Source organism: Aquincola tertiaricarbonis, assembly GCF_000969605.1.
Lineage (GTDB): Bacteria > Pseudomonadota > Gammaproteobacteria > Burkholderiales > Burkholderiaceae_C > Aquincola > Aquincola tertiaricarbonis.
Genome location: NZ_JZUE01000005.1, coordinates 204,019 through 225,549 on the forward strand (window position 1 = coordinate 204,019; position 21,531 = coordinate 225,549).

General features: G+C 70.6%; 19 protein-coding genes. 17 read left to right on the forward strand and 2 right to left on the reverse strand.

All coding sequences use genetic code 11. The features are described from left to right. Positions 1–13 precede the first annotated feature (13 nt). The 6 genes from VO99_RS08210 (at position 14) to VO99_RS08235 (ending at position 6,563) form a co-directional block, all read left to right on the forward strand. Entirely contained in the window at positions 14–1,240 is a 1,227-nt protein-coding gene (locus VO99_RS08210) for a PilT/PilU family type 4a pilus ATPase (protein ID WP_083440445.1), read from the forward strand. Next, positions 1,240–2,385, forward strand: coding sequence for a succinyl-diaminopimelate desuccinylase (gene dapE, locus VO99_RS08215; RefSeq protein ID WP_046112334.1), 1,146 nt, complete (start codon positions 1,240–1,242; stop codon positions 2,383–2,385). The genes VO99_RS08210 and dapE overlap by 1 nt, the downstream gene beginning before the upstream one ends. Beyond that, positions 2,382–3,251 carry a 50S ribosomal protein L3 N(5)-glutamine methyltransferase gene (gene prmB, locus VO99_RS08220; RefSeq protein WP_046112335.1) on the forward strand — a complete coding sequence of 290 codons (870 nt, stop codon included), beginning with the start codon at positions 2,382–2,384 and terminating at the stop codon, positions 3,249–3,251. Before dapE ends, prmB begins: the two co-directional genes overlap by 4 nt. A gap of 123 nt (positions 3,252–3,374) precedes the next feature. After that, positions 3,375–5,501 (forward strand): ABC-F family ATP-binding cassette domain-containing protein, encoded by a 2,127-nt coding sequence (locus VO99_RS08225; protein WP_046112336.1) that lies wholly within the window; start codon positions 3,375–3,377, stop codon positions 5,499–5,501. Between the two features lie 105 nt (positions 5,502–5,606). Next, positions 5,607–6,098 carry a MarR family winged helix-turn-helix transcriptional regulator gene (locus VO99_RS08230; protein ID WP_046112337.1) on the forward strand — a complete coding sequence of 164 codons (492 nt, stop codon included), beginning with the start codon at positions 5,607–5,609 and terminating at the stop codon, positions 6,096–6,098. 30 nt (positions 6,099–6,128) lie between these two features. After that, complete coding sequence (locus VO99_RS08235; RefSeq protein ID WP_046112338.1) at positions 6,129–6,563, forward strand: organic hydroperoxide resistance protein; 435 nt, start codon at positions 6,129–6,131, stop codon at positions 6,561–6,563. Positions 6,564–6,579: 16 nt separating this feature from the next. On the opposite strand, the gene VO99_RS08240 is transcribed toward VO99_RS08235, so the two are convergent. After that, positions 6,580–7,536, reverse strand: coding sequence for an asparaginase (locus tag VO99_RS08240; protein ID WP_046112339.1), 957 nt, complete (start codon positions 7,534–7,536; stop codon positions 6,580–6,582). A gap of 54 nt (positions 7,537–7,590) precedes the next feature. Between VO99_RS08240 and lexA the strand changes: the two genes are divergently transcribed. The 9 genes from lexA (at position 7,591) to VO99_RS08285 (ending at position 13,893) form a co-directional block, all read left to right on the forward strand. After that, positions 7,591–8,274 carry a transcriptional repressor LexA gene (gene lexA / locus VO99_RS08245; protein ID WP_046112340.1) on the forward strand — a complete coding sequence of 228 codons (684 nt, stop codon included), beginning with the start codon at positions 7,591–7,593 and terminating at the stop codon, positions 8,272–8,274. Further along, positions 8,274–8,603: a helix-hairpin-helix domain-containing protein gene (locus VO99_RS08250; RefSeq protein ID WP_083440446.1), complete on the forward strand. Its 330-nt coding sequence runs from the start codon at positions 8,274–8,276 to the stop codon at positions 8,601–8,603. The genes lexA and VO99_RS08250 overlap by 1 nt, the downstream gene beginning before the upstream one ends. A gap of 131 nt (positions 8,604–8,734) precedes the next feature. Further along, positions 8,735–9,157, forward strand: coding sequence for a hypothetical protein (locus VO99_RS08255; protein WP_052736188.1), 423 nt, complete (start codon positions 8,735–8,737; stop codon positions 9,155–9,157). Next, a complete protein-coding gene (locus tag VO99_RS08260) occupies positions 9,154–9,519 on the forward strand; it encodes a hypothetical protein (RefSeq protein ID WP_052736189.1) in 366 nt (121 codons plus the stop codon). The genes VO99_RS08255 and VO99_RS08260 overlap by 4 nt, the downstream gene beginning before the upstream one ends. A gap of 36 nt (positions 9,520–9,555) precedes the next feature. Then, positions 9,556–10,563 carry a D-2-hydroxyacid dehydrogenase family protein gene (locus VO99_RS08265; protein WP_046112341.1) on the forward strand — a complete coding sequence of 336 codons (1,008 nt, stop codon included), beginning with the start codon at positions 9,556–9,558 and terminating at the stop codon, positions 10,561–10,563. After that, positions 10,560–11,765 carry an MFS transporter gene (locus VO99_RS08270; RefSeq protein WP_083440447.1) on the forward strand — a complete coding sequence of 402 codons (1,206 nt, stop codon included), beginning with the start codon at positions 10,560–10,562 and terminating at the stop codon, positions 11,763–11,765. Before VO99_RS08265 ends, VO99_RS08270 begins: the two co-directional genes overlap by 4 nt. After that, the gene (locus VO99_RS08275; protein WP_046112342.1) at positions 11,758–12,318 is read left to right on the forward strand and encodes a chromate transporter; all 561 of its coding nucleotides are present in this window, start codon (positions 11,758–11,760) and stop codon (positions 12,316–12,318) included. Before VO99_RS08270 ends, VO99_RS08275 begins: the two co-directional genes overlap by 8 nt. Then, the gene (locus tag VO99_RS08280) at positions 12,315–12,869 is read left to right on the forward strand and encodes a chromate transporter (protein ID WP_046112343.1); all 555 of its coding nucleotides are present in this window, start codon (positions 12,315–12,317) and stop codon (positions 12,867–12,869) included. The genes VO99_RS08275 and VO99_RS08280 overlap by 4 nt, the downstream gene beginning before the upstream one ends. Before the next feature lie 37 nt (positions 12,870–12,906). Further along, positions 12,907–13,893, forward strand: coding sequence for a Gfo/Idh/MocA family protein (locus VO99_RS08285; RefSeq protein ID WP_232315302.1), 987 nt, complete (start codon positions 12,907–12,909; stop codon positions 13,891–13,893). A 49-nt stretch (positions 13,894–13,942) separates the two neighbouring features. On the opposite strand, the gene purL is transcribed toward VO99_RS08285, so the two are convergent. Then, positions 13,943–17,965: a phosphoribosylformylglycinamidine synthase gene (gene purL / locus VO99_RS08290; RefSeq protein WP_046112345.1), complete on the reverse strand. Its 4,023-nt coding sequence runs from the start codon at positions 17,963–17,965 to the stop codon at positions 13,943–13,945. A gap of 79 nt (positions 17,966–18,044) precedes the next feature. Between purL and map the strand changes: the two genes are divergently transcribed. Continuing rightward, positions 18,045–18,866, forward strand: coding sequence for a type I methionyl aminopeptidase (gene map, locus VO99_RS08295; protein WP_046112346.1), 822 nt, complete (start codon positions 18,045–18,047; stop codon positions 18,864–18,866). A 4-nt stretch (positions 18,867–18,870) separates the two neighbouring features. Further along, the gene (locus VO99_RS08300; RefSeq protein WP_046112347.1) at positions 18,871–21,495 is read left to right on the forward strand and encodes a [protein-PII] uridylyltransferase; all 2,625 of its coding nucleotides are present in this window, start codon (positions 18,871–18,873) and stop codon (positions 21,493–21,495) included. The last annotated feature ends 36 nt before the right edge of the window (positions 21,496–21,531 follow it).

The following is a 21,531-nucleotide window of genomic DNA, read 5'->3' on the forward strand; positions in this document are numbered from 1 at the left end:
GCGCCCAGCCAAGATGAGCGGCGGCAACCTGGAGCGCGTGCTGCGGCTGATGGCCGAGCGGTCGGCGTCGGACGTGTACATCTCGGCCAAGACGCCGATCCTGATCAAGGTGAACGGGCAGATGATGCAGCTGTCCGACCAGCCGCTCACCCCCGCGCAGCCGCGCCAGCTGCTGGCCGAGATGCTCACCGACGAGCAGCTGGCCGAGCTGGACGCCACCAGCGAGCTGAATGCCGCGGTGGCCGTGCCCGGGGTCGGCAGCTTCCGGCTGTCGGCCTTCAAGCAGCGCGGCTCGGTGGCGGCGGTATTCCGCTGCATCCCGTTCAACATCCCGCCGATCGACACCCTGGGTGTGCCCGACGTGCTGTCGCAGATCGTGCTGGAAAAGCGCGGCCTGATCCTGATGGTGGGCGCCACCGGCAGCGGCAAGAGCACCACGCTGGCCTCGATGCTGGAGCTGCGCAACCAGCGCATGACGGGCCACATCCTCACCATCGAGGACCCGATCGAGTTCCTGTTCAACAACAAGAAGTCGGTCATCAACCAGCGCGAGATCGGCCGCGACACGCAAAGCCTGCAGGTGGCGCTGCGCAATGCGCTGCGGCAGGCGCCCGACTGCATCCTGATCGGCGAGATACGCGACCGCGAGACGATGTCGCTGGCGCTGTCGTATGCGCTGTCGGGCCACCTGGTGCTGGCCACGCTGCATGCCAACAACAGCTACCACGCGCTGGGCCGCATCCTGTCGCTGTTCACGCCGGAGTCGCGCGGCTCGCTGCTGGCCGACCTGGCCGCCGGGCTGCGCGCGGTGGTGTCGCAGCGGCTGCTGCGCGCCACGTCGGGCGGCCGTGTGCCGGCCATCGAGGTGATGCTCAACACCCAGCTGGTGGCCGAGCTGATCGAGAAGGGCGACATGCACGGCGTGAAGGAGGCGATGGAGAAGTCGCTGGCCGAAGGCTCGCAGACCTTCGAGCAGGACCTGGCCCGGCTGGTGAACGAAGGTACCGTCACCCGCGACGAGGCGCTGGCCAATGCCGACTCGCCCACCAACCTGCTGTGGCGGCTGCAGAACGCCGCCGTGCAGGCCGCGCGGCCGGTGGCCCGGGCCGAGGAGTCCGACGTGGCCGTGTACACCGAGGTGACGATGGACGTGCCCGCCCCCACGCTGGCGCCACCGCCACCCTCGCCCTTTGGCGCGGGCAGTGCACCGGCCACCTTCCCCACCCTGCCCCGCACCTGATGACCGCCGCCCTGCACCTGGCCGAAGCGCTGATCGCGCGCAACTCCACCACGCCCGCGGACGCCGGCTGCCAGGCGCTCATCGCCGGCCGGCTGGCCGCCATCGGCTTCACCTGCGAGACGATCGAAAGCGGCCCGGCCGACTTCCGCGTCACCAACCTGTGGGCCAAGCGCAGCGGCACCCGGCCCGGGCCCACGCTGGTGCTGGCCGGCCACACCGACGTGGTGCCCACCGGCCCGCTGGAGCAGTGGTCGAGCGACCCGTTCATGCCCACCCACCGCGACGGCAAGCTCTACGGCCGCGGCGCCGCCGACATGAAGAGCAGCATCGCCGCCATGGTGGTGGCCGCCGAGGAATTCGTCGCCGCGCAGCCGCAGCATGCCGGCGCCATCGCGCTGCTGCTGACCAGCGACGAGGAAGGCCCGGCGCTGGACGGCACGGTGAAGGTGGTCGACCTGCTGGCCGCCCGCGGCGAGCGGCTGGACATGTGCATCGTGGGCGAGCCCACCTGCGTGGACACCCTGGGCGACATGGTGAAGAACGGCCGCCGCGGGTCGCTTTCGGGCAAGCTGCGGGTGGCCGGCGTGCAGGGCCACATCGCCTATCCGCAGCTGGCGCGCAACCCGATCCACCAGTTCGCGCCGGCATTGGCCGAGCTGGCCACCATCGAGTGGGACCGTGGCAACGAGTACTTCCCGCCCACCAGTTGGCAGGTGTCGAACATCCACGGCGGCACCGGCGCCACCAACGTGATTCCGGGCGAGGTGGTGGTCGACTTCAACTTCCGCTTCAGCACCGAGAGCACGCCCGAAGGCCTGAAGGCCCGCGTGGCCGAGGTGCTGGACCGCCACGGCCTGCAGTACACGCTGGACTGGACGCTGGGCGGCGAGCCCTTCCTCACGCCGGTGGGCACGCTCACCGAGGCGCTGGGCGCGGCCATCCGCGAGGAAACCGGCGTCACCGCGGCGCTGTCCACCACCGGCGGCACCTCCGACGGCCGCTTCATCGCCAGGCACTGCCCGCAGGTGATGGAGTTCGGCCCGATCAACGCCAGCATCCACAAGATCGACGAACACGTGATCGCCGCCGACATCGAGCGGCTGAAGAACATCTACCGCGGCCTGCTGCACAAGGTGCTGGCATGACGCTGATGCAGGCCATCGAGGCTGCGGCCGCGCGGCTGGAGGCCGCCGGCGTGAGCTTCGGCCACGGCACCACCAACGCCTTCGACGAGGCCGTGTGGCTGGTGCTGTGGCGCCTGGGCCTGCCGCTGGACGAGCTGGACGCGGTGGCCGGGCGCGCGCTGTCCGCCGACGAGCAGGCCGCCATCGACGCGCTGGTGGGCGAGCGCATCGCCACCCGCCGCCCGGCCGCCTACCTGACGAAGGAAGCCTGGCTGCAGGGCGTGAGCTTCTACGTGGACGAGCGCGCCATCGTGCCGCGCTCGCTGATCGCCGAGGCCCTGGCCGACGGCACGCTGGACGCCTGGCTGAGCGACGCCACCACCCGCGTGCTGGACCTGTGCACCGGCAACGGCAGCCTGGCGGTGCTGGCCGCGATGGCCTGGCCCGAGGTGGCGGTGGACGCCGCCGACATCAGCACCGACGCGCTGGCCGTGGCCCGCATCAACGTGGACCGGCATGGCCTGGCCGAACGCATCCGGCTGGTGGAGAGCGACGGACTGGCGGCGCTGCCCGGGCCGTATGACCTGGTGCTGTGCAACCCGCCCTACGTCAACAGTGCCTCGATGGCGGCATTGCCCGCCGAGTACCGCGCCGAGCCCGAACTGGCGCTGGCCGGCGGCGCCGACGGCATGGACTTCATCCGGCGCCTGCTGGCCGATCTGCCGCAGCGGCTGTCGCCCAGCGGCGTGCTGGTGCTCGAGATCGGCCACGAGCGCGAGCACTTTGAAGCCGCCTTCCCCACGCTGGAAGCCGTGTGGTTGCCCACCAGCGCCGGCGACGACCAGGTGCTGCTTCTGGACCGCGAAGCGCTGGCCTCGCTCGGCTGATCGGCCACGGCGGCACGGCCTTGCGCCGGGCCGACGACAATCACCGGTTGCGCGCGACGGCTTCCCTGCCCGCGCCCTGCCCGCCGCGTATCGCGGCCGGGCCCCGCTTTCAGCTGCTTGCCCATGATCACCCTTCGCAACCTCACCCTCCGCCGCGGCACCAAGGTCGTGCTCGACAGTGCCAGCGTCACGCTCAACCCGGGCGAGAAGATCGGCCTGGTCGGGCGCAACGGCGCCGGCAAGTCCAGCCTGTTCGCGCTGCTGGCCGGCCGGCTGCAGGCCGACGGCGGCGACGCCGAGATCCCGCCGCGCTGGCGGCTGGGCGAAGTCGCGCAGAACATGCCCGAGACCAGCGACGGCGCCACCGACTTCGTGCTGCAGGGCGACATCCCGCTGATGGAGGCGCAGGCCGTGCTGGCCGCGGCCGAGGCCAGCGACGACGGCAACGCGATTGCCGATGCGCACATGGGCATCGAGGAGGCCGGCGGCTTCGACGCGCGATCGCGGGCGCAGGCGCTGCTGCTGGGCCTGGGCTTCAAGGTGCAGCAGCTGGACGCGCCGGTGAACAGCTTCTCGGGTGGCTGGCGCATGCGGCTGCAGCTCGCCCGCGCGCTGATGTGCCCGGCCGACCTGATGCTGCTGGACGAGCCCACCAACCACCTGGACCTGGACGCGCTGGTGTGGCTGGAAGGCTGGCTGCAGCGCTTCACCGGCACGATGATCGTCATCAGCCACGACCGCGAATTCCTCGACGCGATCACCAAGGTGACGCTGCACCTGGACGAAGCCAAGCTCACGCGTTATGGCGGCAACTACACCACCTTCGAGGAGATGCGCGCCGAGCGCATGAGCCAGCAGGCCACGGCCTTCGTCAAGCAGCAGGAACGCATCGCGCACCTGCAGCGCTTCATCGACCGCTTCAAGGCCAAGGCCAGCAAGGCCAAGCAAGCGCAAAGCCGCGTGAAGGCGCTCGACCGCATGGAAAAGCTGGCCCCGGTGCTCACGGCCAGCGACTTCAGCTTCGAGTTCAAGGAGCCGGTGAGCCTGCCGAACCCCATGCTGGCGATGCGCGAGGTCGTGTGTGGGTACATGGTGCCCCCGTCCGCCGAGTACGGCGGCCCGCCCCCCGAGGGGGCTGGCGGAGCCGCCTTGGGGCGGCCCGGCGGCGGCCCCGCCGAGGACGAGGCAGCGCTGGTGCCCAAGCCCATCGTCCACAACGTGACGCGCACGGTGCTGGCCGGTCAGCGCATCGGCATCCTGGGCGCCAACGGCCAGGGCAAGTCGACCGTGGTCAAGACCATCGCGCGGGAGCATCCGGCGCTGGCTGGCGAGATCACCGAGGGCAAGGGCCTGGCCATCGGCTACTTCGCGCAGCAGGAGATGGACCTGCTGCATGCCGACGACGCGCCGCTGCAGCACATGGTGCGGCTGGCGCGCACCGTCGGGCCCGAGGCACGCGAGCAGGAGCTGCGCGACTTCCTCGGCAAGTTCCGCTTCACCGGCGACATGGTGCAGCAGCGCATCGGCTCGCTGTCGGGCGGCGAGAAGGCGCGGCTGGTGCTGGCCAGCCTGGTGTGGCAGCGGCCCAACCTGCTGCTGCTGGACGAACCCACCAACCACCTGGACCTGACGACGCGCGAGGCGCTGTCCATGGCGCTCAACGAGTTCGAAGGCTCGGTGATGCTGGTCAGCCACGACCGCGCACTGCTGCGCGAGGTGTGCGACGAGTTCTGGCTGGTCACCGCCGGTGGCCTGCAGGAATTCGACGGCGACCTGGACGACTACCAGCGCTGGCTGCTGGAGCAGTCGCGCGCGGTGCAGCGGGCGGCCGCCAAGGGCGAGAAGTACACCGCATCGCCGCGGCCGGAGGAGCCGAAGGCGGCACCCGCGGCGCCTGCGGCGGCGACCGGTAAGCCTGCGGGCAAGCCGGGCGCCGCGCCCGCACCGGCCGTGCAGCAGGGCCCCGCCCGCCGTGAAGACAAGAAGGCCCAGGCGCAGGCCCGCGCCAAAGTGGCGGAGCGCACGCGGCCGCTGCGCATCGAGATCGAGCAGATCGACAAGCGCATGGCCGCCCTGGCCAAGGAGCGTACGCAGTGCGAGGCGCAACTGGCCGCCGGCACGCTGCCGGGTAGTGAGATCGCCGAGCTGGGCCGCAAGCTCAACCACATCAACGCCGAGGTGACGATGCTGGAGGAACGCTGGCTGGAGCTGAGCAGCGAGATCGAGAGCCTGCAAGCCGCGGCGGGTTGATCCGCACGACCGCGACGCACCGGGCCGCCCATGACATGCTCATGCGCGGCCCTTTCCAAATCCACTTTCATTGTGTGCAATTGAATTGCGCGCTACATTAATCCCATGCGCTCCAACCGTCCCGCCTCCACCGCCGCCCCGACGGCCGATGCCGGCTGGCTGGCCTTGGACCGGCAGCTGTGCTTCGCGTTGTACTCGTCCTCGCTGGCGATGACCAAGCTGTACAAGCCGCTGCTGGAGCCGCTGGGCCTCACCTATCCGCAGTACCTGGTGATGCTGGCGCTGTGGGAGGCCGATGGCGCCAGCGTGGGCGAGCTGGGGCAGCGGCTGTCGCTGGATTCCGGCACGCTCACGCCGCTGCTCAAGCGGCTGGAGGCGTCCGGCTTCGTCCACCGCCTGCGCGACCGCGAAGACGAGCGCCGCGTGCGCGTGCAACTCACCACCACCGGCCGTGCGATGCGCGAGCGGGCACTGCAGGTGCCGCAGGCGGTGGCTTGCGCCAGCGGCTGCGCGCTGGAAGAACTGGTGTCGCTCACCCGGCGCCTGCAGGCGCTGCGCGACAGCCTGAACCAAGAAGCCGAACGTGCGGCGGCCTGATCCGCACGAACCACAGAAAGGCAACACACCATGGCGATCGAGAAGACCCTGTACACCGCACGTGCCACCTCCACCGGCGGCCGCGACGGCAAGTCCAAGAGCGACGACGGCAAGCTGGAAGTGAAGCTGGCCCCGCCGAAGGAAATGGGCGGCAACGGCGAAGGCACCAACCCGGAGCAGCTGTTCGCCGCCGGCTATTCGGCCTGCTTCCTGGGCGCCATGAAGTTCGTCGCCGGGCAACAGAAGGCCTCGCTGCCGGCCGACACGCAGATCGCCGCCGAAGTGGGCATCGGCCCGCTGGCCGGTGGCAAGGTGGGCTTCGGCATCAGCGCCGTGCTCAACATCACCATCCCCGGCTGGGAACAGGCCAAGGCGCAGGAACTGGTGGACGCGGCGCACCAGGTGTGCCCGTACTCCAACGCCACCCGCGGCAACATCGACGTCACGCTGAACGTAGCGGTCTGAGCCGACACGGCGTCGGTCAATCGACGCCGAGCAGGCCCAGCAGCATGCGCACCCGGGCCTGCGCCGGGGTGAGCAGGCCGGCCGAGGGCAACGCGCCGGTCACCTCGATCACGCCGCCGGCCAGGCAGCGGCTGCAGCGCAGCACCGGCACGCCATCGGCCACGGCGGTGCGCAGCGCTGCTTCCAGCGCCTCGTGCAGCGTGCCGTTGCCGGTGCCGGCCACCACCAGGCCGGCCACGCCGGCGGCGCTCAGCGCCTGCACCGCCCGGCCGTCGACGCCGGCCGCACTGGTCAGGATCTCGATCCAGGGCCATGGTTGCGGCACCGCCTGCAGCGCGGCCAGGCGCTCGGCAGCGCCCTCTCGCGGCGCCGGCCAGGGCCGCAGCGCCCTCACCTGACCCGCTTCCACATAGGCCAGCGGGCCGGCATCGCCGGAGCCGAAGGCGTCCAGCCGATAGGTGTGCGTCTTGCGCACCTCGTGACCCGCATGCACGGTGCCGGCCAGCAGCGCCAGCACGCCATGGCAGCCGGGCGTTCGCGCCAGCAGCACCGCATCCAGCAGGTTCTGCGGGCCGTCGGCCATGAGCGCGGTGGCGGGCCGCATCGCCGCCACCAGCACCACCGGCTTGGACGGCGACAGCACTTGCTGCAGGAAGAACGCGGTTTCCTCCAGCGTGTCGGTGCCGTGGGTGACCACCACGCCGGCCACCTCCGGCCGTGACAGGTGGTGCGCCAGGCGCGCGGCCAGCTGCAGCCAAACCTCGTAGCCCATGTCCTTGCTGTCCAGCTGGGCCACCTGCTCGGCCTCCAGCGGCTGACCGGCAAGGTCCGGCACCGCCGCCACCAGCTGCTCGACGCCGATCTGCCCGGCGGTGTAGCCCACCGTGTCGGCTGCATGCGCCGCCGTGCCGGCGATGGTGCCGCCAGTACCGAGGATCACGACGGTGTCGAGTGCGTTTTGCGCGTTTTGCATTTGTTTGGAAGCTGGATAAGAATACAGGCACTGGACGAATTCACAGGAACCCCGATGGCCGATCGCCCGAAGCTCACCGAACGCCAGCAGCAGATTTTCGATCTTGTCCGCACGGCCATCGAAACCACCGGTGCGCCGCCCACGCGGGCGGAAATTGCCCGGCAGCTCGGCTTCAAGTCGGCCAACGCCGCGGAAGAGCATCTGCAGGCCCTGGCGCGCAAGGGCGTGATCGAGCTGGTGGGCGGTACTTCGCGCGGCATCCGCCTGCCCACCGGCATGCTGCAGGCAGTGAACGAGGCCCGCGAAGCCCGCGGCCGGCAGTTCAGCCTGCCGCTGGCTAGCCTGGCCCAGCTCACGCTCCCGCTGATCGGCCGCGTGGCCGCCGGCAGCCCCATCCTGGCGCAGGAACACATCGACCAGACCTACGTGATGGAGGCCAGCCTCTTCGCCAGGCGGCCCGACTACCTGCTGCGCGTGCGCGGCATGAGCATGCGCGACATCGGCATCCTTGACGGCGACCTGCTGGCGGTGCAGAAAGCCAGCGAAGCCCGCAACGGCCAGATCGTCGTGGCCCGGCTGGGCGACGAAGTGACCGTCAAGCGCTTCGAGCGCAAGGGCAGCAGCATCCGCCTGCTGCCCGAAAACCCCGATTTCGCACCGATCGACGTGTCGGCCGACGAGAGCTTCACGCTCGAAGGCCTGGCCGTGGGCCTGGTGCGCAACACGATGCTGATGTGATGCCCCGCACGCAGGTCAAGTCGCTGGTCAAGGCGCCGAAGGCCGACTGCGCCGCGGCCTGCCAGACGCTGGAACAGCTGCCCAACATCGGCCCCGCCCTGGCGGCCGACCTGCGGCTGATCGGCATCCATGCGCCGCGCGATCTCGTGGGCCGCGACGCCTTCGTGCTGTACCAGGCGCTGTGCGCCAAGACCGGCAAGCGCCAGGATCCCTGCGTGCTGGACACCTTCATGGCGGCCACCGACTTCATGCGCGGCGCCGCGGCGGCGCCGTGGTGGACCTACACCGCCCAACGCAAGCTGCTGTACGGGCAGATCGACGCGCACTGACACGGCCGCCCAGGCCTCTCGGCCAAGGCCCAACAAGCCCGGTTCCCCGCGCCTTATCGGCGTTTTGCGTGTGCGTGCACCCGCAAAGAATGACTTCATTCACGAAGCCATGCGCCGATATCCCGGAGACCATGTTGAACGACCTCCTGTTCCAAGTGCGGCGCCTGCGGGCGAGCGGCAGCGCGCGGGTGGAGGTCTGCCCTCCGGCCGTGCTCAGCCCGGTCGATCCGGTGTGGTCGCGGCTGATGCGCTGGGTGTCCGCACCCGCGCCATGGCAGGCGGCCCTCACGCCGCCCGGCGGCCGCCGGCTGCAGCGCACCAAGGACGACTTCGTGGCCAGCCTGAAGGACATCGGCACGCCGCAGGCCTCCACGCTGATCGACCGGGTGCATGTGGCGCGCTCGCCTCGCGAGCTGTGGCACCTGCGTTCGGCGGTGTTCCAGCTGGTGTCGCTGCACCACAGCCAGAGCGAGGCCCAGCGCCGGCTGGAACGCCTGAACCACCACTTTCCCACGCGCTCGCCGCGCTCGGGCTTCGGCGCGCTGGACGCATGAGCGACCGACGCTTCACGCCGGCGGCCCCGGGCCAGCCGCGCAACTACACCGTGGCCGGCCTGCGCGGCGTGGCCAGCGAGCAGAACGCCCGCATCACCGCGCGCAAGGCCTTCGTCGATACCAAGCTGGTGTTCATGCAGGTGCTGGCCGGCATCGAGAGCACCGACGCCAACGTGGAATGGCTGCGCAAACAGGTCCGCAGCGCGCAGATGCCGGAAGATCTGTGGCTGTTGCGCTCCGCGGTATTCGACGCGCTTCGCAGCGACCCGCACAACGGCGCCCGCCTGCGCGAAGCCCTGCGCCGCAGCCTGGACGGCGTGCTGCCCGGCACCTACATGGCCAGCAGCTTCACCACGCTCTGAAGCCGTGCGGGCGGCCGAGGCACAATGCCCGGCCACATGAACATCATCATCCTCGACGACTACCAGGATGCGGTGCGCAAGCTCAAGTGCGCGTCGCTGCTCGAACCGCTCAATGCGAAGGTGTTCACCAACACGGTCAAGGGCATCGGCCAGCTGTCGGTGCGCCTGCGTGACGCCGATGTGCTGGTGCTCATCCGCGAACGCACCGCCTTCCCGCGCCAACTGCTGGAAAAACTGCCCAAACTGAAGCTGATCTCGCAGACCGGCAAGGTGGGCTCGCACATCGACGTGGAAGCCTGCACCCGGCTGGGCATCGCGGTGGCGGAAGGCACGGGCTCGCCGGTGGCCCCGGCCGAGCTGACCTGGGCGCTGATCATGGCCGCCATGCGCCGGCTGCCGCAGTACATCGGCAACCTGAAGCACGGCGCGTGGCAGCAGTCGGGCCTGAAGGCGGCGGGCATGCCGCCCAACTTCGGCGTCGGCCAGGTGCTGCGCGGCAAGACGCTGGGCATCTGGGGCTATGGCCGCATCGGGCAGCTGGTGGCGGGCTTCGGCCGCGCCTTCGGCATGCAGGTGCTGGTGTGGGGCCGCGAGCCTTCGCTGGAGCGCGCCCGGGCCGACGGCCTGGCCACCGCCGTCAGCAAGGAATTCTTCTTCGAGACCTGCGACGTGCTGACGGTGCACCTGCGGCTGAACGACGCCACCCGCGGCATCGTCACGCTGGAAGACCTGTCGCGCATGAAGCCCACCTCGCTGTTCGTCAACACCTCGCGCGCCGAGCTGGTGGAGGAGAACGCGCTGGTGTCCGGCCTGAACAAGGGCCGGCCGGGCCTGGCCGCGGTGGACGTGTTCGAGAGCGAGCCCATCCTGCAGGGCCATCCGCTGCTGCGACTGGAGAACGCGGTATGCACGCCGCACATCGGTTACGTGGAACAGGACAGCTACGAGCTGTACTTCGGCGCCGCTTTCCAGAACGTCGTCAACTTCGTCAACCAGCAGCCCACCAACCTGCTGAACCCTGAAGCGCTGCGGGTGCACCGGTGACGGCCGTGCCGCAGGCCGCAGGCGCAGTCCAGGCCACGGCGGCGCTGCGGTGGGCCCTGTTGTTCGGCAACTTCGCGATCGGCTGCGGCGTGATGGTCACCGCCGGCTCGCTGAACGACCTCACCCGGTCGCTGCAGGTGAGCGTGGCGGTGGGCGGGCAGCTGATCACCATCGCCGCGGTGGTCATGGCCTTCGGCGCGCCGCTGCTGGCCGCCGCCGTGGGCGGCTTCGACCGCCGCCGCCTGCTGACCTTCGCGCTGGCCTGGTACGCGATCGGCCATGCGCTGTCCGCGCTGATGCCGGGCTACGCCGCCCTGGTGCCGGTGCGTGCTGCCAGTGTGCTGGCCGCGGCGGTGTTCACCCCGCAGGCCGCGGCCACCGCCGCCTGGCTGGCCACGCCGGCCGAGCGCGGGCGGCTCATCACCTTCATCTTCCTGGGTTGGTCGGTGGCCAGCGTGGTGGGCATGCCAGTGCACAGCTACATCGGCGAGACCTTCGGCTGGCGCTATGCCTTCGGCGTGGTGGCGCTGCTGGCGCTGGTGGCCGCGGCCTGGGTGTGGCGCGTGGTGCCCGACGGCGTGCGCCCGCCGGCGATGAGCCTGCGCTCCTGGCGCGAGGTGTTCACCCATCCGGCGCTGATGGCCATGGTGCTGGTGACGGCGCTCTCGGCGGCCGGCCAGTTCACCGTGTTCTCCTACTTCGCGCCCTACTACCGGCAGGTGCTGGGCGCCACCGGCGCGCAGACCAGCCTGCTGTTCCTCTGGTTCGGCGCCTTCGGGCTGCTGGGCAACGTGCTGCTGTCGCGCCATGTGGACCGTTTCGGCGCCTCGCGCGCGGTGGCCCTGGCCCTGGGGCTGATGGCGCTGTCCATGCTGCTGTGGCCGCTGGGCACCAGCCTGGGGACCATGGCCGCGCTGCTGGTGCCGTGGGCGCTGGGCTGCTTCTCCAGCAACTCGGCGCAGCAGGCCCGGCTGGGCCAGGCCGCGCCGGCCTGGGCCGGCGCGCTGATGGCGCTCAACACCTCCGCCATCTACCTGGGTCAGGCGGTGGGCGCGGCCGGTGGCGGCGCGCTGGTGGCCGCGCATGCGGGCCAGGCCGGCGCCGCTGCCTTCGGCGGCTTCCACCGCATCGGGCTGGCGTGGCTGCTGGCGGCGCTGGCGCTGAGCGCCTGGGCCACGCACCGGATGCGCCGCGATGGCTGAGCCTGCCAGCCCGCGCGACCTGTTCCGCGCCTTCACCCGGATGAGCCTGATGGGCTTCGGCGGCGTGCTGCCCATCGCCCAGCATGAGCTGGTGGAGCGCCTGGGCTGGCTGACGCGGGAGGAGTTCGTCGAGATGCTGTCCATCGGCCAGGTGCTGCCCGGCCCCAACGTCGTCAACGTGGCGCTGATGGTGGGCGACCGCTTCTTTGGCTGGCGCGGCGCCGCCGCCGCGGTCGGCGGCATGCTGGGCGTGCCCTTGCTGCTGGTCATGACCCTGGCGGTGCTGTATGTGGGCTTCGCCAGCCAGCCGATGGTGGCCGGGGCGCTGCGCGGCATGGGCGCGGTGTCGGCCGGGCTGGTGCTGTCCACCGCGGTCAAGCTGCTTCCGGCGCTGAAGAAGAACCCGATGGGCCGCACCGCCTGCGGCCTGGTGGCGGTGGCCACGGTGGCCGCCATCGCCGGCTGGCGGGTGCCGATGGTCTGGGTCATCGCGCTCATCGGCGGCGGCGCCTGCGCCTGGGCCTGGTGGGTGCTGGGGCGGCGCGCACCATGACCTTCCTGATCGGACCGCACGCGCTGGCCTGGGCCGACTGGCTGGGCCTGTTCACGCAATTCCTGCTGCTGTCGATGCTGGCCATCGGCGGTGCCATCGCCACCGCGCCGGAAATGCACCGCTACCTGGTCAACGAGCACGGCTGGCTGACCGACGCGCAGTTCACCTCGTCCATCGCCCTGGCGCAGGCGGCGCCGGGTCCCAACGTGCTGTTCATTCCGGTGCTGGGCTACGGCGTGGGCGGCCTGCTGGGCGCGGCGGTGATGCTGCTGGGCAGCCTGATTCCCAGCACCACGCTGGCCCTCACCGCCACCCGCTGGGGCGCACGCCGACGTGAAAGCCGCGGCGTGCGCGCCTTCGTGGCCGGCATGTCGCCGGTGACGCTCGGCCTGCTGTTGTCCACCGGCTGGGTGCTCACCGAGCCCTCACGCGGCAGCGCGGGCGCGATGGCGCTGGTGGCCGTCACCGTGCTGGTGATGTGGCGTACCCGGCTGAGCCCCATCTGGATGGTGGCCCTGGGCGCGCTGGTGGGCATGTTCGGAGGCGCCTGACATGGCATCGACTCATTTACCGACTGAACCACGCCCGGTGCGCTGGGGCATCCTCTCCACGGCCAGCATCGGCCTGCGGCGCATCGTGCCGGTGCTGCGGCAGAACCCCGGGCTGATGCAGCTGCAGGCCATCGCCTCGCGCAGCCAGGCCGCTGCCGACGCGGCGGCCCAGGCGCACGGCATTCCGGTGGCCCACGGCAGCTATGAGGACCTGCTGGCCGACCCGCAGGTCGACGCGATCTACAACCCGCTGCCCAACCACCTGCATGTGCCGCTGACCCTGGCCGCGGTGCAGGCCGGCAAGCATGTGCTGTGCGAGAAGCCGTTCTCGATGAACGCCGCCGAGCTGGCGGTGCTGCGCCCCCATGCCAGCCGGGTGCACATCCGAGAAGCCTTCATGGTGCGCCACCATCCCCAATGGACGGCAGTGCGGCAGGCGCTGCGCGGCGGTGCCATCGGCACCCTGCGCTTCATGCAGGTGCCCTTCGCCTACTTCAACGACGACGCGGCCAACATCCGCAACATCGCGGCCACCGGCGGCGGCGCGCTGTACGACATCGGCTGCTATGCGATCGCCGCGGCGCGCTGGTGCTTCGAGCGCGAGCCCGAGCGTGTGGTGTGCGCCATGGAACGCGACCCCGCCTTCGGCACCGATCGCCTGTCCAGCGGCGTGCTCGACTTCGGCCCAGGCGGGCAGATGGTGTTCAGCGTCAGCACCCAGGCCCACCGCTACCAGCGGCTGCACCTGGTGGGCAGCGCCGGCCGGCTGGAGGTGGAGATGCCGTTCAACGCGGCGCAGGGCGCGCCCACCCGCTACTGGCTGGAGGATGCGGCCGGCCTGCGCACGATCGACCTGCCGCCGGCCGACCAGTACCTGCTGCAGATGGAGGCCTTCTCCCGCGCGGTGCAGGCCGAGGCGCCCACCGCCGCCGGCCTGGACGAAGCCGAGGCCGGCATGCGCATCATCGACGCCCTGTTCGCCTCGGCGGCCAGCGGCCGCTTCGAGGCCGTGGCCAAGGGCTGACTGCCCGCCCGAGGGGCCCGCAAGCGCAGCGCGCTTTGCGGGCCGCCGTCTAGCCGAGCGCCCTGCGCGCGTTGTGGAACATCCGCAGCCACGGGCTGTGCGCCGACACGTCGCCGGGCGTCCAGCTCATCTGCACGTTGCGGAACACCCGCTCCGGATGCGGCATCAGCGCGGTGAAGCGGCCGTCCGGCGTGGTCACCGAGGTCAGGCCGTCGGGGCTGCCATTGGGGTTGGCCGGGTAGGCCTCGGTCGGCTGGCCCTGGGCATCGATGAAGCGCATCGCGCGCTGCACCCGCGCCGCGTCGCCGCGCTGCGAGAAGTCGGCAAATCCCTCGCCGTGCGACACCACGATCGGCAGCTTGCTGCCGGCCATGCCGGTGAAGAACACGCTGGGGCTCTGCAGCACCTCCACCATCGACAGCCGCGCCTCGAACTGCTCGCTCTTGTTGCGGGTGAACTTGGGCCAGGCATCGGCGCCTGGGATGATGGACGACAGCGCCGCCAGCATCTGGCAGCCGTTGCACACGCCCAGCGCCAGCGTGTCGGTGCGGCCGAAGAAGGCCGCGAAGGCCTCGGCCAGCTGCGGATTGAACAGGATGGAGCGTGCCCAGCCTTCGCCGGCACCCAGCGTGTCGCCGTAGCTGAAGCCGCCGCAGGCCACGAAGCCCTGGAACTGGTCGAGCCGCGCGCGGCCGGACTGCAGGTCGCTCATGTGCACGTCGAAGGTATCGAAGCCGGCCAGCGACATCGCATAGCTCATCTCGACGTGGCTGTTGACGCCCTGCTCGCGCAGGATGGCCATCTTCGGCTTCGCGCCGCCGATGCCCACCAGCGGCGCCATCTGCGTCACGGCCTCGACCGGGTCGAAGGTCAGGTGCTGGCTCAGGCCGGCGTCGTCGGGCGCGCCAACAGCCGCATGCTCGGCATCGGCGCAGGCCGGGTTGTCGCGCAGGCGGGCGATGCGCCAGCTCACCTCGTCCCAGGCCTGGTGCAGCTGCTGCAGCGGCGCGCTGAACACCGCCTTGGCATCGCGGTACACCTCCACCACGCCCTTGGTGTTGGGCTTGCCGATCACATGGCTGTGGCGGCTCAGGCCGTGGGCGCGCAGCGTGGCCATCACCGCGTCGCGGTCCTCGGTCTTCACCTGGATGACGGCGCCCAGCTCCTCGTTGAACAGCGCCTGCAGCGTCAGCTCGGTGCGGCGCGCGCTGACCTGCGTGGCCCAGTTCTTCGAGTCGCCGTATTCGGCGCGGCTGTCGGAGATGCCGTCGCCTTCGGTCACCAGCAGGTCGACGTTCAGGCTCAGGCCCAGGTGGCCGGCGAAGGCCATCTCGCAGGCCGCGGCCCACAGGCCGCCGTCGCTGCGGTCGTGGTAGGCCAGCAGCTTGCCGTCGGCCCGCAGCGCATTGATGGCAGCCACCAGCGCCTTGAGCTGGGCCGGGTCGTCCACGTCGGGCACCGCATCGCCGAACTGCTGCAGCGTCTGCGCCAGGATGCTGCCGCCCATGCGGCGCCGGCCCTGGCCCAGGTCGACCAGGATCAGGGTGGTGTCGCCCGGCTGCAGCTGCGGCGTGAGCGTGCCCCGCACGTCGTCCAGCGTGGCGAAGGCGGTGACCACCAGCGACACCGGCGCCACCACCTGCTTGCCCTGCCCGCCCTCGCTCCAGCGGGTGCGCATCGACAGCGAATCCTTGCCCACCGGCACGCCGATGCCCAGCGCGGGGCACAACTCCAGGCCCACGGCCTTGACGGTGTCGTACAGCGCGGCGTCTTCGCCCGGCTCGCCGCAGGCGGCCATCCAGTTGCAGCTCAGCTTGACGCGCGGCAGGTCGAGCGGCGCGGCCAGCAGGTTGGTGATGGCCTCGGCCACCGCCATGCGGCCGGAGGCCGGTGCGTCCAGCGCGGCCAGCGGCGTGCGCTCGCCCATGGCCATCGCCTCGCCGCGGAAGCCGGCGTAGTCGGCCAGCGTCACCGCGCAGTCGGCCACCGGCACCTGCCAGGGGCCGACCATCTGGTCGCGATGGCTCAGGCCGCCGACCGTGCGGTCGCCGATGGTGATGAGGAAGCGCTTGCTGGCCACGGTGGGGTGACGCAACACGTCCAGCGCGGCCTGTTCCAGCGTCACGGCGCCCAGGTCCAGCGGGGCGAGCGTGCGCGCCACGCGCTGCACGTCGCGGTGCATCTTGGGCGGCTTGCCCAGCAGCACGTCCATCGGCATGTCGATCACACGCTCGCCGCCGGGGCCGTCTTCCAGCACCAGTTCGCGGTCGCTGGTGGCCACGCCCACCACGGCGAACGGGCAGCGCTCACGCTCGGCCATCGCCTCGAACAGCGGCAGGCCGGCGGGGTCCAGCGCGATGACGTAGCGCTCCTGGCTCTCGTTGCACCACACTTCCTTGGGCGCCAGGCCGGTTTCTTCCAGCGGCACCTTGCGCAGGTCGAAGGTGGCGCCCTGGCCCGCGCCGTCCACCAGCTCGGGGAAGGCATTGCTGATGCCGCCCGCGCCCACGTCGTGGATGGCCATGATCGGGTTGCTGTCGCCCAGGGCCCAGCAATGGTTGATCACTTCCTGCGCGCGGCGCTCGATCTCCGGGTTGCCGCGCTGCACCGAATCGAAGTCCAGCGCGGCCACGTTGGTGCCCGCCGCCATCGAGCTGGCGGCACCGCCGCCCATGCCGATGCGCATGCCCGGGCCGCCCAGCTGGATCAGCAGCGTGCCGGGGCCGAAGGGCAGCTTCTTCGTCTGGTCGGCGCGGATGGCGCCCAGGCCGCCGGCGATCATGATGGGCTTGTGGTAGCCGCGGCGCAGGCCGTCCACCGTCTGCTCGTACACACGGAAGTAGCCGCCCAGCGCGGGCCGGCCGAACTCGTTGTTGAAGGCGGCGCCGCCCAGCGGACCCTCGATCATGATGTCGAGTGCGCTGGCGATGTGCTCGGGCTTGCCGTAGGGCTGGCGTTCCCAGGGCTCGTCGGTCTCGGGCAGGTTCAGGTTGCTGACCGAGAAGCCGGTGAGGCCGGCCTTGGGCTTGGCGCCGCGGCCGGTGGCGCCTTCGTCGCGGATCTCGCCGCCGGCGCCGGTGGACGCACCCGGGAAGGGCGAGATGGCCGTCGGATGGTTGTGCGTCTCCACCTTCATCAGCACATGCGACAGCTCGCGGCGTGCGGTGTACTGCGGTGCGTTGGTGTAGCCCTCGGGCGCCCAGCGCTCGATCTCGCCGCCTTCCATCACCGCCGCGTTGTCGTTGTAGGCGATGACGGTGGCCTGCGGGCTGGTCTTCTCGGTGTGGCGGATCATGCCGAACATCGACACCGGCTGGCGCTCGCCGTCGATGGTGAAGTCGGCATTGAAGATCTTGTGGCGGCAGTGCTCGGAGTTGGCCTGCGCGAACATCATCAGCTCGACGTCGCTGGGGTTGCGGCCGAGGTTCTGGAAGGCGTTGACCAGGTAGTCGATCTCGTCGTCCGACAGCGCCAGGCCGAACTCGCCGTTGGCCTGCACCAGCGCGCCGCGCCCGGCGCCCAGCACGTCCACGTGCACCAGCGGCTTGGCCGGCTGCTCGTCGAACAGGTGGGCGGCGGCCTCACGCTCGAAGGCCACGTTCTCGGTCATGCGGTCGTGCAGCAGCGCGGCAGCGGACTGCAGTTCGGCCTCGGTCAGCGGCTTGCTGCCGCCGAGCAGGCCGGTCTTCAGCGTCAGCCGGTATTCGGTGACACGCTCCACCCGGTGGATGGCGATGCCGCAGTTGTGCGCGATGTCGGTGGCCTTGCTGGCCCAGGGGCTGACGGTGCCCAGCCGCGGCATCACCACGATGGCCGGGCCCTCGCTGCCGCGGTCTGCCGGGCCGGCGTAGGCATCGCCATAGGTCAGCAGCGCGGCCAGCTTGTCCTGCGTGGCGGCGTCCAGCGGCGCATCGCTCCACACCCAGTGCACATGGCGCGCGGCCACGCCGGTGATGCGCGGGCTGATGGCCGAAAGCCGGGCCAGCAACGCTTGTGCACGGAAGGGCGACAAGGCGTTGCCGCCCTCGAAATGCAAAAGATGCTTGGAAGAAGTGGGCAAGACGGCAGCCATGTGAGTGCGCCAGGGGCGGCGGCAGGGGGACTGGAAGCGAGCCGGCGATTCTAGAAGCTCGATGGGATAATCCCGCGCCATGACGATCACCCTCAAAACCGGCGCCGACATCGAAGGCATGCGCATCGCCGGGCGCCTGGCCTCCGAGGTGCTGGACATGCTCACCGAGCACGTCAAGCCGGGCGTGTCCACCGAACACCTGGACAAGCTGGCGCACGACCACATCGTGAACGTGCAGGGGGCCATCCCCGCGCCGCTGAACTATGCGCCGCCGGGCTACACGCCCTACCCGAAGTCGATCTGCACCTCGATCAACCACCAGGTGTGCCACGGCATCCCGAACGACCGGCCGCTGAAGAACGGGGACATCGTCAACATCGACGTCACCGTCATCAAGGACGGCTGGCACGGCGACACCAGCCGCATGTTCATCGTGGGCGAAGGCTCCATCGCGGCCAAGCGGCTGTGCAGCATCACCTTCGACGCCATGTGGAAGGGCATCGCCAAGGTCAGGCCCGGCGCGCGGCTGGGCGACATCGGCCACGCCATCCAGACCTTCGCCGAGAACCAGGGCTTCTCCATCGTGCGCGAGTTCTGCGGCCACGGCATCGGCAGCAAGTTCCACGAGGAGCCGCAGGTGCTGCACTATGGCCGCCCGGGCACGCTGGAAGAGCTGAAGGCCGGCATGATCTTCACCATCGAGCCGATGATCAACGCCGGCAAGCGCGAGATCCGCGAGATGGGCGACGGCTGGACCATCGTCACCAAGGACCGCTCGCTGTCCGCGCAGTGGGAGCACACGGTGCTGGTCACCGAGACCGGCTACGAGATCCTCACGCAGTCCGCCGGCACGCCGCCGCCGCCGGCCTTCATCACGGAAGCCAAGGCCGTCTCGGCCTGACCGCATGTCCGCCCGCTTGAACGCAGCGCCGGCGCCGGGCGGGGTCGGCGCACTGCGGCAACGCTTCCGCGACACCAAGCAGCAGTTGATCGAGCACTTCCGCCAGTCGCGGGCCACCACGCCCGCGGCCATGCGGTTGATCCGCGGCCTCACCCGCCATGCCGATGCCACGCTGGCCGACCTGTGGCTGCATGCCGGCATGCCGCCGGGCGCCACGCTGGTGGCCGTGGGCGGCTATGGCCGCGGCGAGCTGTTCCCCTACTCCGACGTGGACGTGCTGGTGCTGCTGCCGGCCGACAGTGCACTGGGCGCCAACGATGCGCTGCGCTCGTCGGTGGAAGGCTTCATCACCGCCTGCTGGGACATCGGGCTGGAGATCGGCTCGTCGGTGCGCACGGTGGCGGAATGCGTGGCCGAGGCCGCGCGCGACGTGACGGTGCAGACGGCGCTGCTGGAGTCGCGCTACGTGTGCGGCGCCAAGCGGCTGTTCCAGGCCTTCCGCACCGACATCGGCACGGCGATGGAGCCCAAGGCCTTCCTGCGCGCCAAGTCGCTGGAGATGCAGCAGCGGCATGTGAAGTACGAGGACACGCCCTACTCGCTGGAGCCCAACTGCAAGGAAAGCCCGGGCGGCCTGCGGGACCTGCAGATGGTGGTGTGGGTGGCCCGCGCGGCCGGCCTGGGCCGCACCTGGAGCGAGCTGGCGGCCAACGGCCTGATCACGCCCTTCGAGGTGAAGCAGCTGCAGCGCAACGAAGGCCTGCTCAAGCTGATCCGCGCGCGGCTGCACGTGGTGGCGGGCCGGCGCGAGGACCGGCTGGTGTTCGACCTGCAGACGGCCGTGGCCGAGAGCTTCGGCTATCGCTCCTCGGGCGGGCAGCGCGCCTCGGAAGTGCTGATGCGCCGCTACTACTGGGCGGCCAAGGCGGTGAGCCAGCTCAGCCAGATCCTGATGCTGAACATCGAGGAGCGCATCAACGGCTCGGAAGACCTGCCGATGCGACCGATCAACGGCCGCTTCTTCGACCGCGCCGGCATGCTGGAAGTGGCCAGCGACGACCTCTACCTGCGCGACCCGCATGCGGTGCTGGAGACCTTCCTGGTCTACCAGCAGACGGTGGGCGTCAAGGGCCTGTCGGCCCGCACGCTGCGGGCGCTGTACAACGCGCGCAACGTGATGAACACGGCCTTCCGGCACGACCCGGTGAACCGCACGCGCTTCATGCAGATCCTGCGCGAGCCGGGCGGCCAGACGCATGCCTTCCGGCTGATGAACCAGACCTCGGTGCTGGGCCGCTACCTGTGGGTGTTCCGCCGCATCGTCGGCCAGATGCAGCACGACCTGTTCCATGTGTACACGGTCGACCAGCACATCCTGATGGTGCTGCGCAACGTGCGGCGCTTCTTCATCCCCGAGCATGCCCACGAGTACCCGTTCTGCTCGCAGCTGGCCTCGCAGTTCGACCGGCCCTGGGTGCTGTACGTGGCCGCGCTGTTCCACGACGTGGCCAAGGGCCGCGGCGGCGACCACTCCGACCTGGGCGCGGTGGAGGTGCGGCGCTTCTGCCGCGACCACGGCATCGAGCGCCATGACGCCCAGCTGATCGAGTTCCTGGTCAAGCACCACCTGACACTCAGCCGCACCGCGCAGAAGGAAGACCTGTCCGACCCCGACGTGATCCAGCGCTTCGCGGCGCTGGTGCGCGACGAGCGCACCCTCACCGCGCTGTACCTGCTGACGGTGGCCGACATCCGCGGCACCAGCCCCAAGGTGTGGAACGCCTGGAAGGGCAAGCTGCTGGAGGACTGCTACCGCTTCACGCTGCGGGCGCTGGGCGGCGCCAAGCCCAACGTGGACGCGGAGATCGAGGCGCGCAAGGCGGAGGCCCGCGCGCTGCTGGCCCTGGCCTCGCAGCTGCCCGAGACCGAGGCACCGCTGTGGGCCACGCTGGACCTCGGCTACTTCACCCGCCACGACGCCATCGACATCGCCTGGCATGCGCGCATGCTGTGGCGCCACCTGGCCGCCACCGATCCGGTGGTGCGGGCCAGGGCCTCGTCGGTGGGCGAAGGCCTGCAGGTGCTGGTGTACGCCCCCGACCGGGCCGACCTCTTCGCCCGCATCTGCGGCTACTTCGACGGCGCCGGCTTCAACATCCAGGACGCCAAGGTGCACACCACGCGCAGCGGCTATGCGCTGGACACCTTCCAGGTGGTGCATCCGCAGATGGACAACACGCCTTCCAGCTACCGCGACCTGATCTCGCTGGTGGAGGTGCAGCTGATGAAGGCGCTGCAGAGCACCGGCCAGCTGCCCGAGCCCAGCCGCGGCCGGGTGTCGCGCCGGGTCAAGAGCTTTCCCATCGTGCCGCGGGTCTCGCTGCGGCCCGACGAGCGCGCGCAGCGCTGGCTGCTGTCCGTCAGCACCAGCGACCGCTCGGGCCTGCTGTATGCCATCGCCCGGGTGCTGGCGCGCCACCAGATCAACCTGCAGCTGGCCAAGATCAGCACCCTGGGCGAGCGCGTGGAAGACACCTTTCTGGTGGACGGCAGCGCGTTGCAGCGATCCAAGGCACAGTTGCAGATCGAAAGCGAACTGCTCGATGCGGTGGCGCCCCTGCCGACCTGAGCCGGGCCACCGCGCCAGCCCACGAACAACAACGGA

What these genes read in the sequence shown, in the direction of transcription:
- VO99_RS08210 (WP_083440445.1), top strand. Translation starts at nt 14, where the DNA reads ATGAGCGGCGGCAACCTGGAGCGCGTGCTGCGGCTGATGGCCGAGCGG.
- dapE (WP_046112334.1), top strand. Translation starts at nt 1,240, where the DNA reads ATGACCGCCGCCCTGCACCTGGCCGAAGCGCTGATCGCGCGCAACTCC.
- prmB (WP_046112335.1), top strand. Translation starts at nt 2,382, where the DNA reads ATGACGCTGATGCAGGCCATCGAGGCTGCGGCCGCGCGGCTGGAGGCC.
- VO99_RS08225 (WP_046112336.1), top strand. Translation starts at nt 3,375, where the DNA reads ATGATCACCCTTCGCAACCTCACCCTCCGCCGCGGCACCAAGGTCGTG.
- VO99_RS08230 (WP_046112337.1), top strand. Translation starts at nt 5,607, where the DNA reads ATGCGCTCCAACCGTCCCGCCTCCACCGCCGCCCCGACGGCCGATGCC.
- VO99_RS08235 (WP_046112338.1), top strand. Translation starts at nt 6,129, where the DNA reads ATGGCGATCGAGAAGACCCTGTACACCGCACGTGCCACCTCCACCGGC.
- VO99_RS08240 (WP_046112339.1), bottom strand. Translation starts at nt 7,536, where the DNA reads ATGCAAAACGCGCAAAACGCACTCGACACCGTCGTGATCCTCGGTACT.
- lexA (WP_046112340.1), top strand. Translation starts at nt 7,591, where the DNA reads ATGGCCGATCGCCCGAAGCTCACCGAACGCCAGCAGCAGATTTTCGAT.
- VO99_RS08250 (WP_083440446.1), top strand. Translation starts at nt 8,274, where the DNA reads ATGCCCCGCACGCAGGTCAAGTCGCTGGTCAAGGCGCCGAAGGCCGAC.
- VO99_RS08255 (WP_052736188.1), top strand. Translation starts at nt 8,735, where the DNA reads ATGTTGAACGACCTCCTGTTCCAAGTGCGGCGCCTGCGGGCGAGCGGC.
- VO99_RS08260 (WP_052736189.1), top strand. Translation starts at nt 9,154, where the DNA reads ATGAGCGACCGACGCTTCACGCCGGCGGCCCCGGGCCAGCCGCGCAAC.
- VO99_RS08265 (WP_046112341.1), top strand. Translation starts at nt 9,556, where the DNA reads ATGAACATCATCATCCTCGACGACTACCAGGATGCGGTGCGCAAGCTC.
- VO99_RS08275 (WP_046112342.1), top strand. Translation starts at nt 11,758, where the DNA reads ATGGCTGAGCCTGCCAGCCCGCGCGACCTGTTCCGCGCCTTCACCCGG.
- VO99_RS08280 (WP_046112343.1), top strand. Translation starts at nt 12,315, where the DNA reads ATGACCTTCCTGATCGGACCGCACGCGCTGGCCTGGGCCGACTGGCTG.
- purL (WP_046112345.1), bottom strand. Translation starts at nt 17,965, where the DNA reads ATGGCTGCCGTCTTGCCCACTTCTTCCAAGCATCTTTTGCATTTCGAG.
- map (WP_046112346.1), top strand. Translation starts at nt 18,045, where the DNA reads ATGACGATCACCCTCAAAACCGGCGCCGACATCGAAGGCATGCGCATC.
- VO99_RS08300 (WP_046112347.1), top strand. Translation starts at nt 18,871, where the DNA reads ATGTCCGCCCGCTTGAACGCAGCGCCGGCGCCGGGCGGGGTCGGCGCA.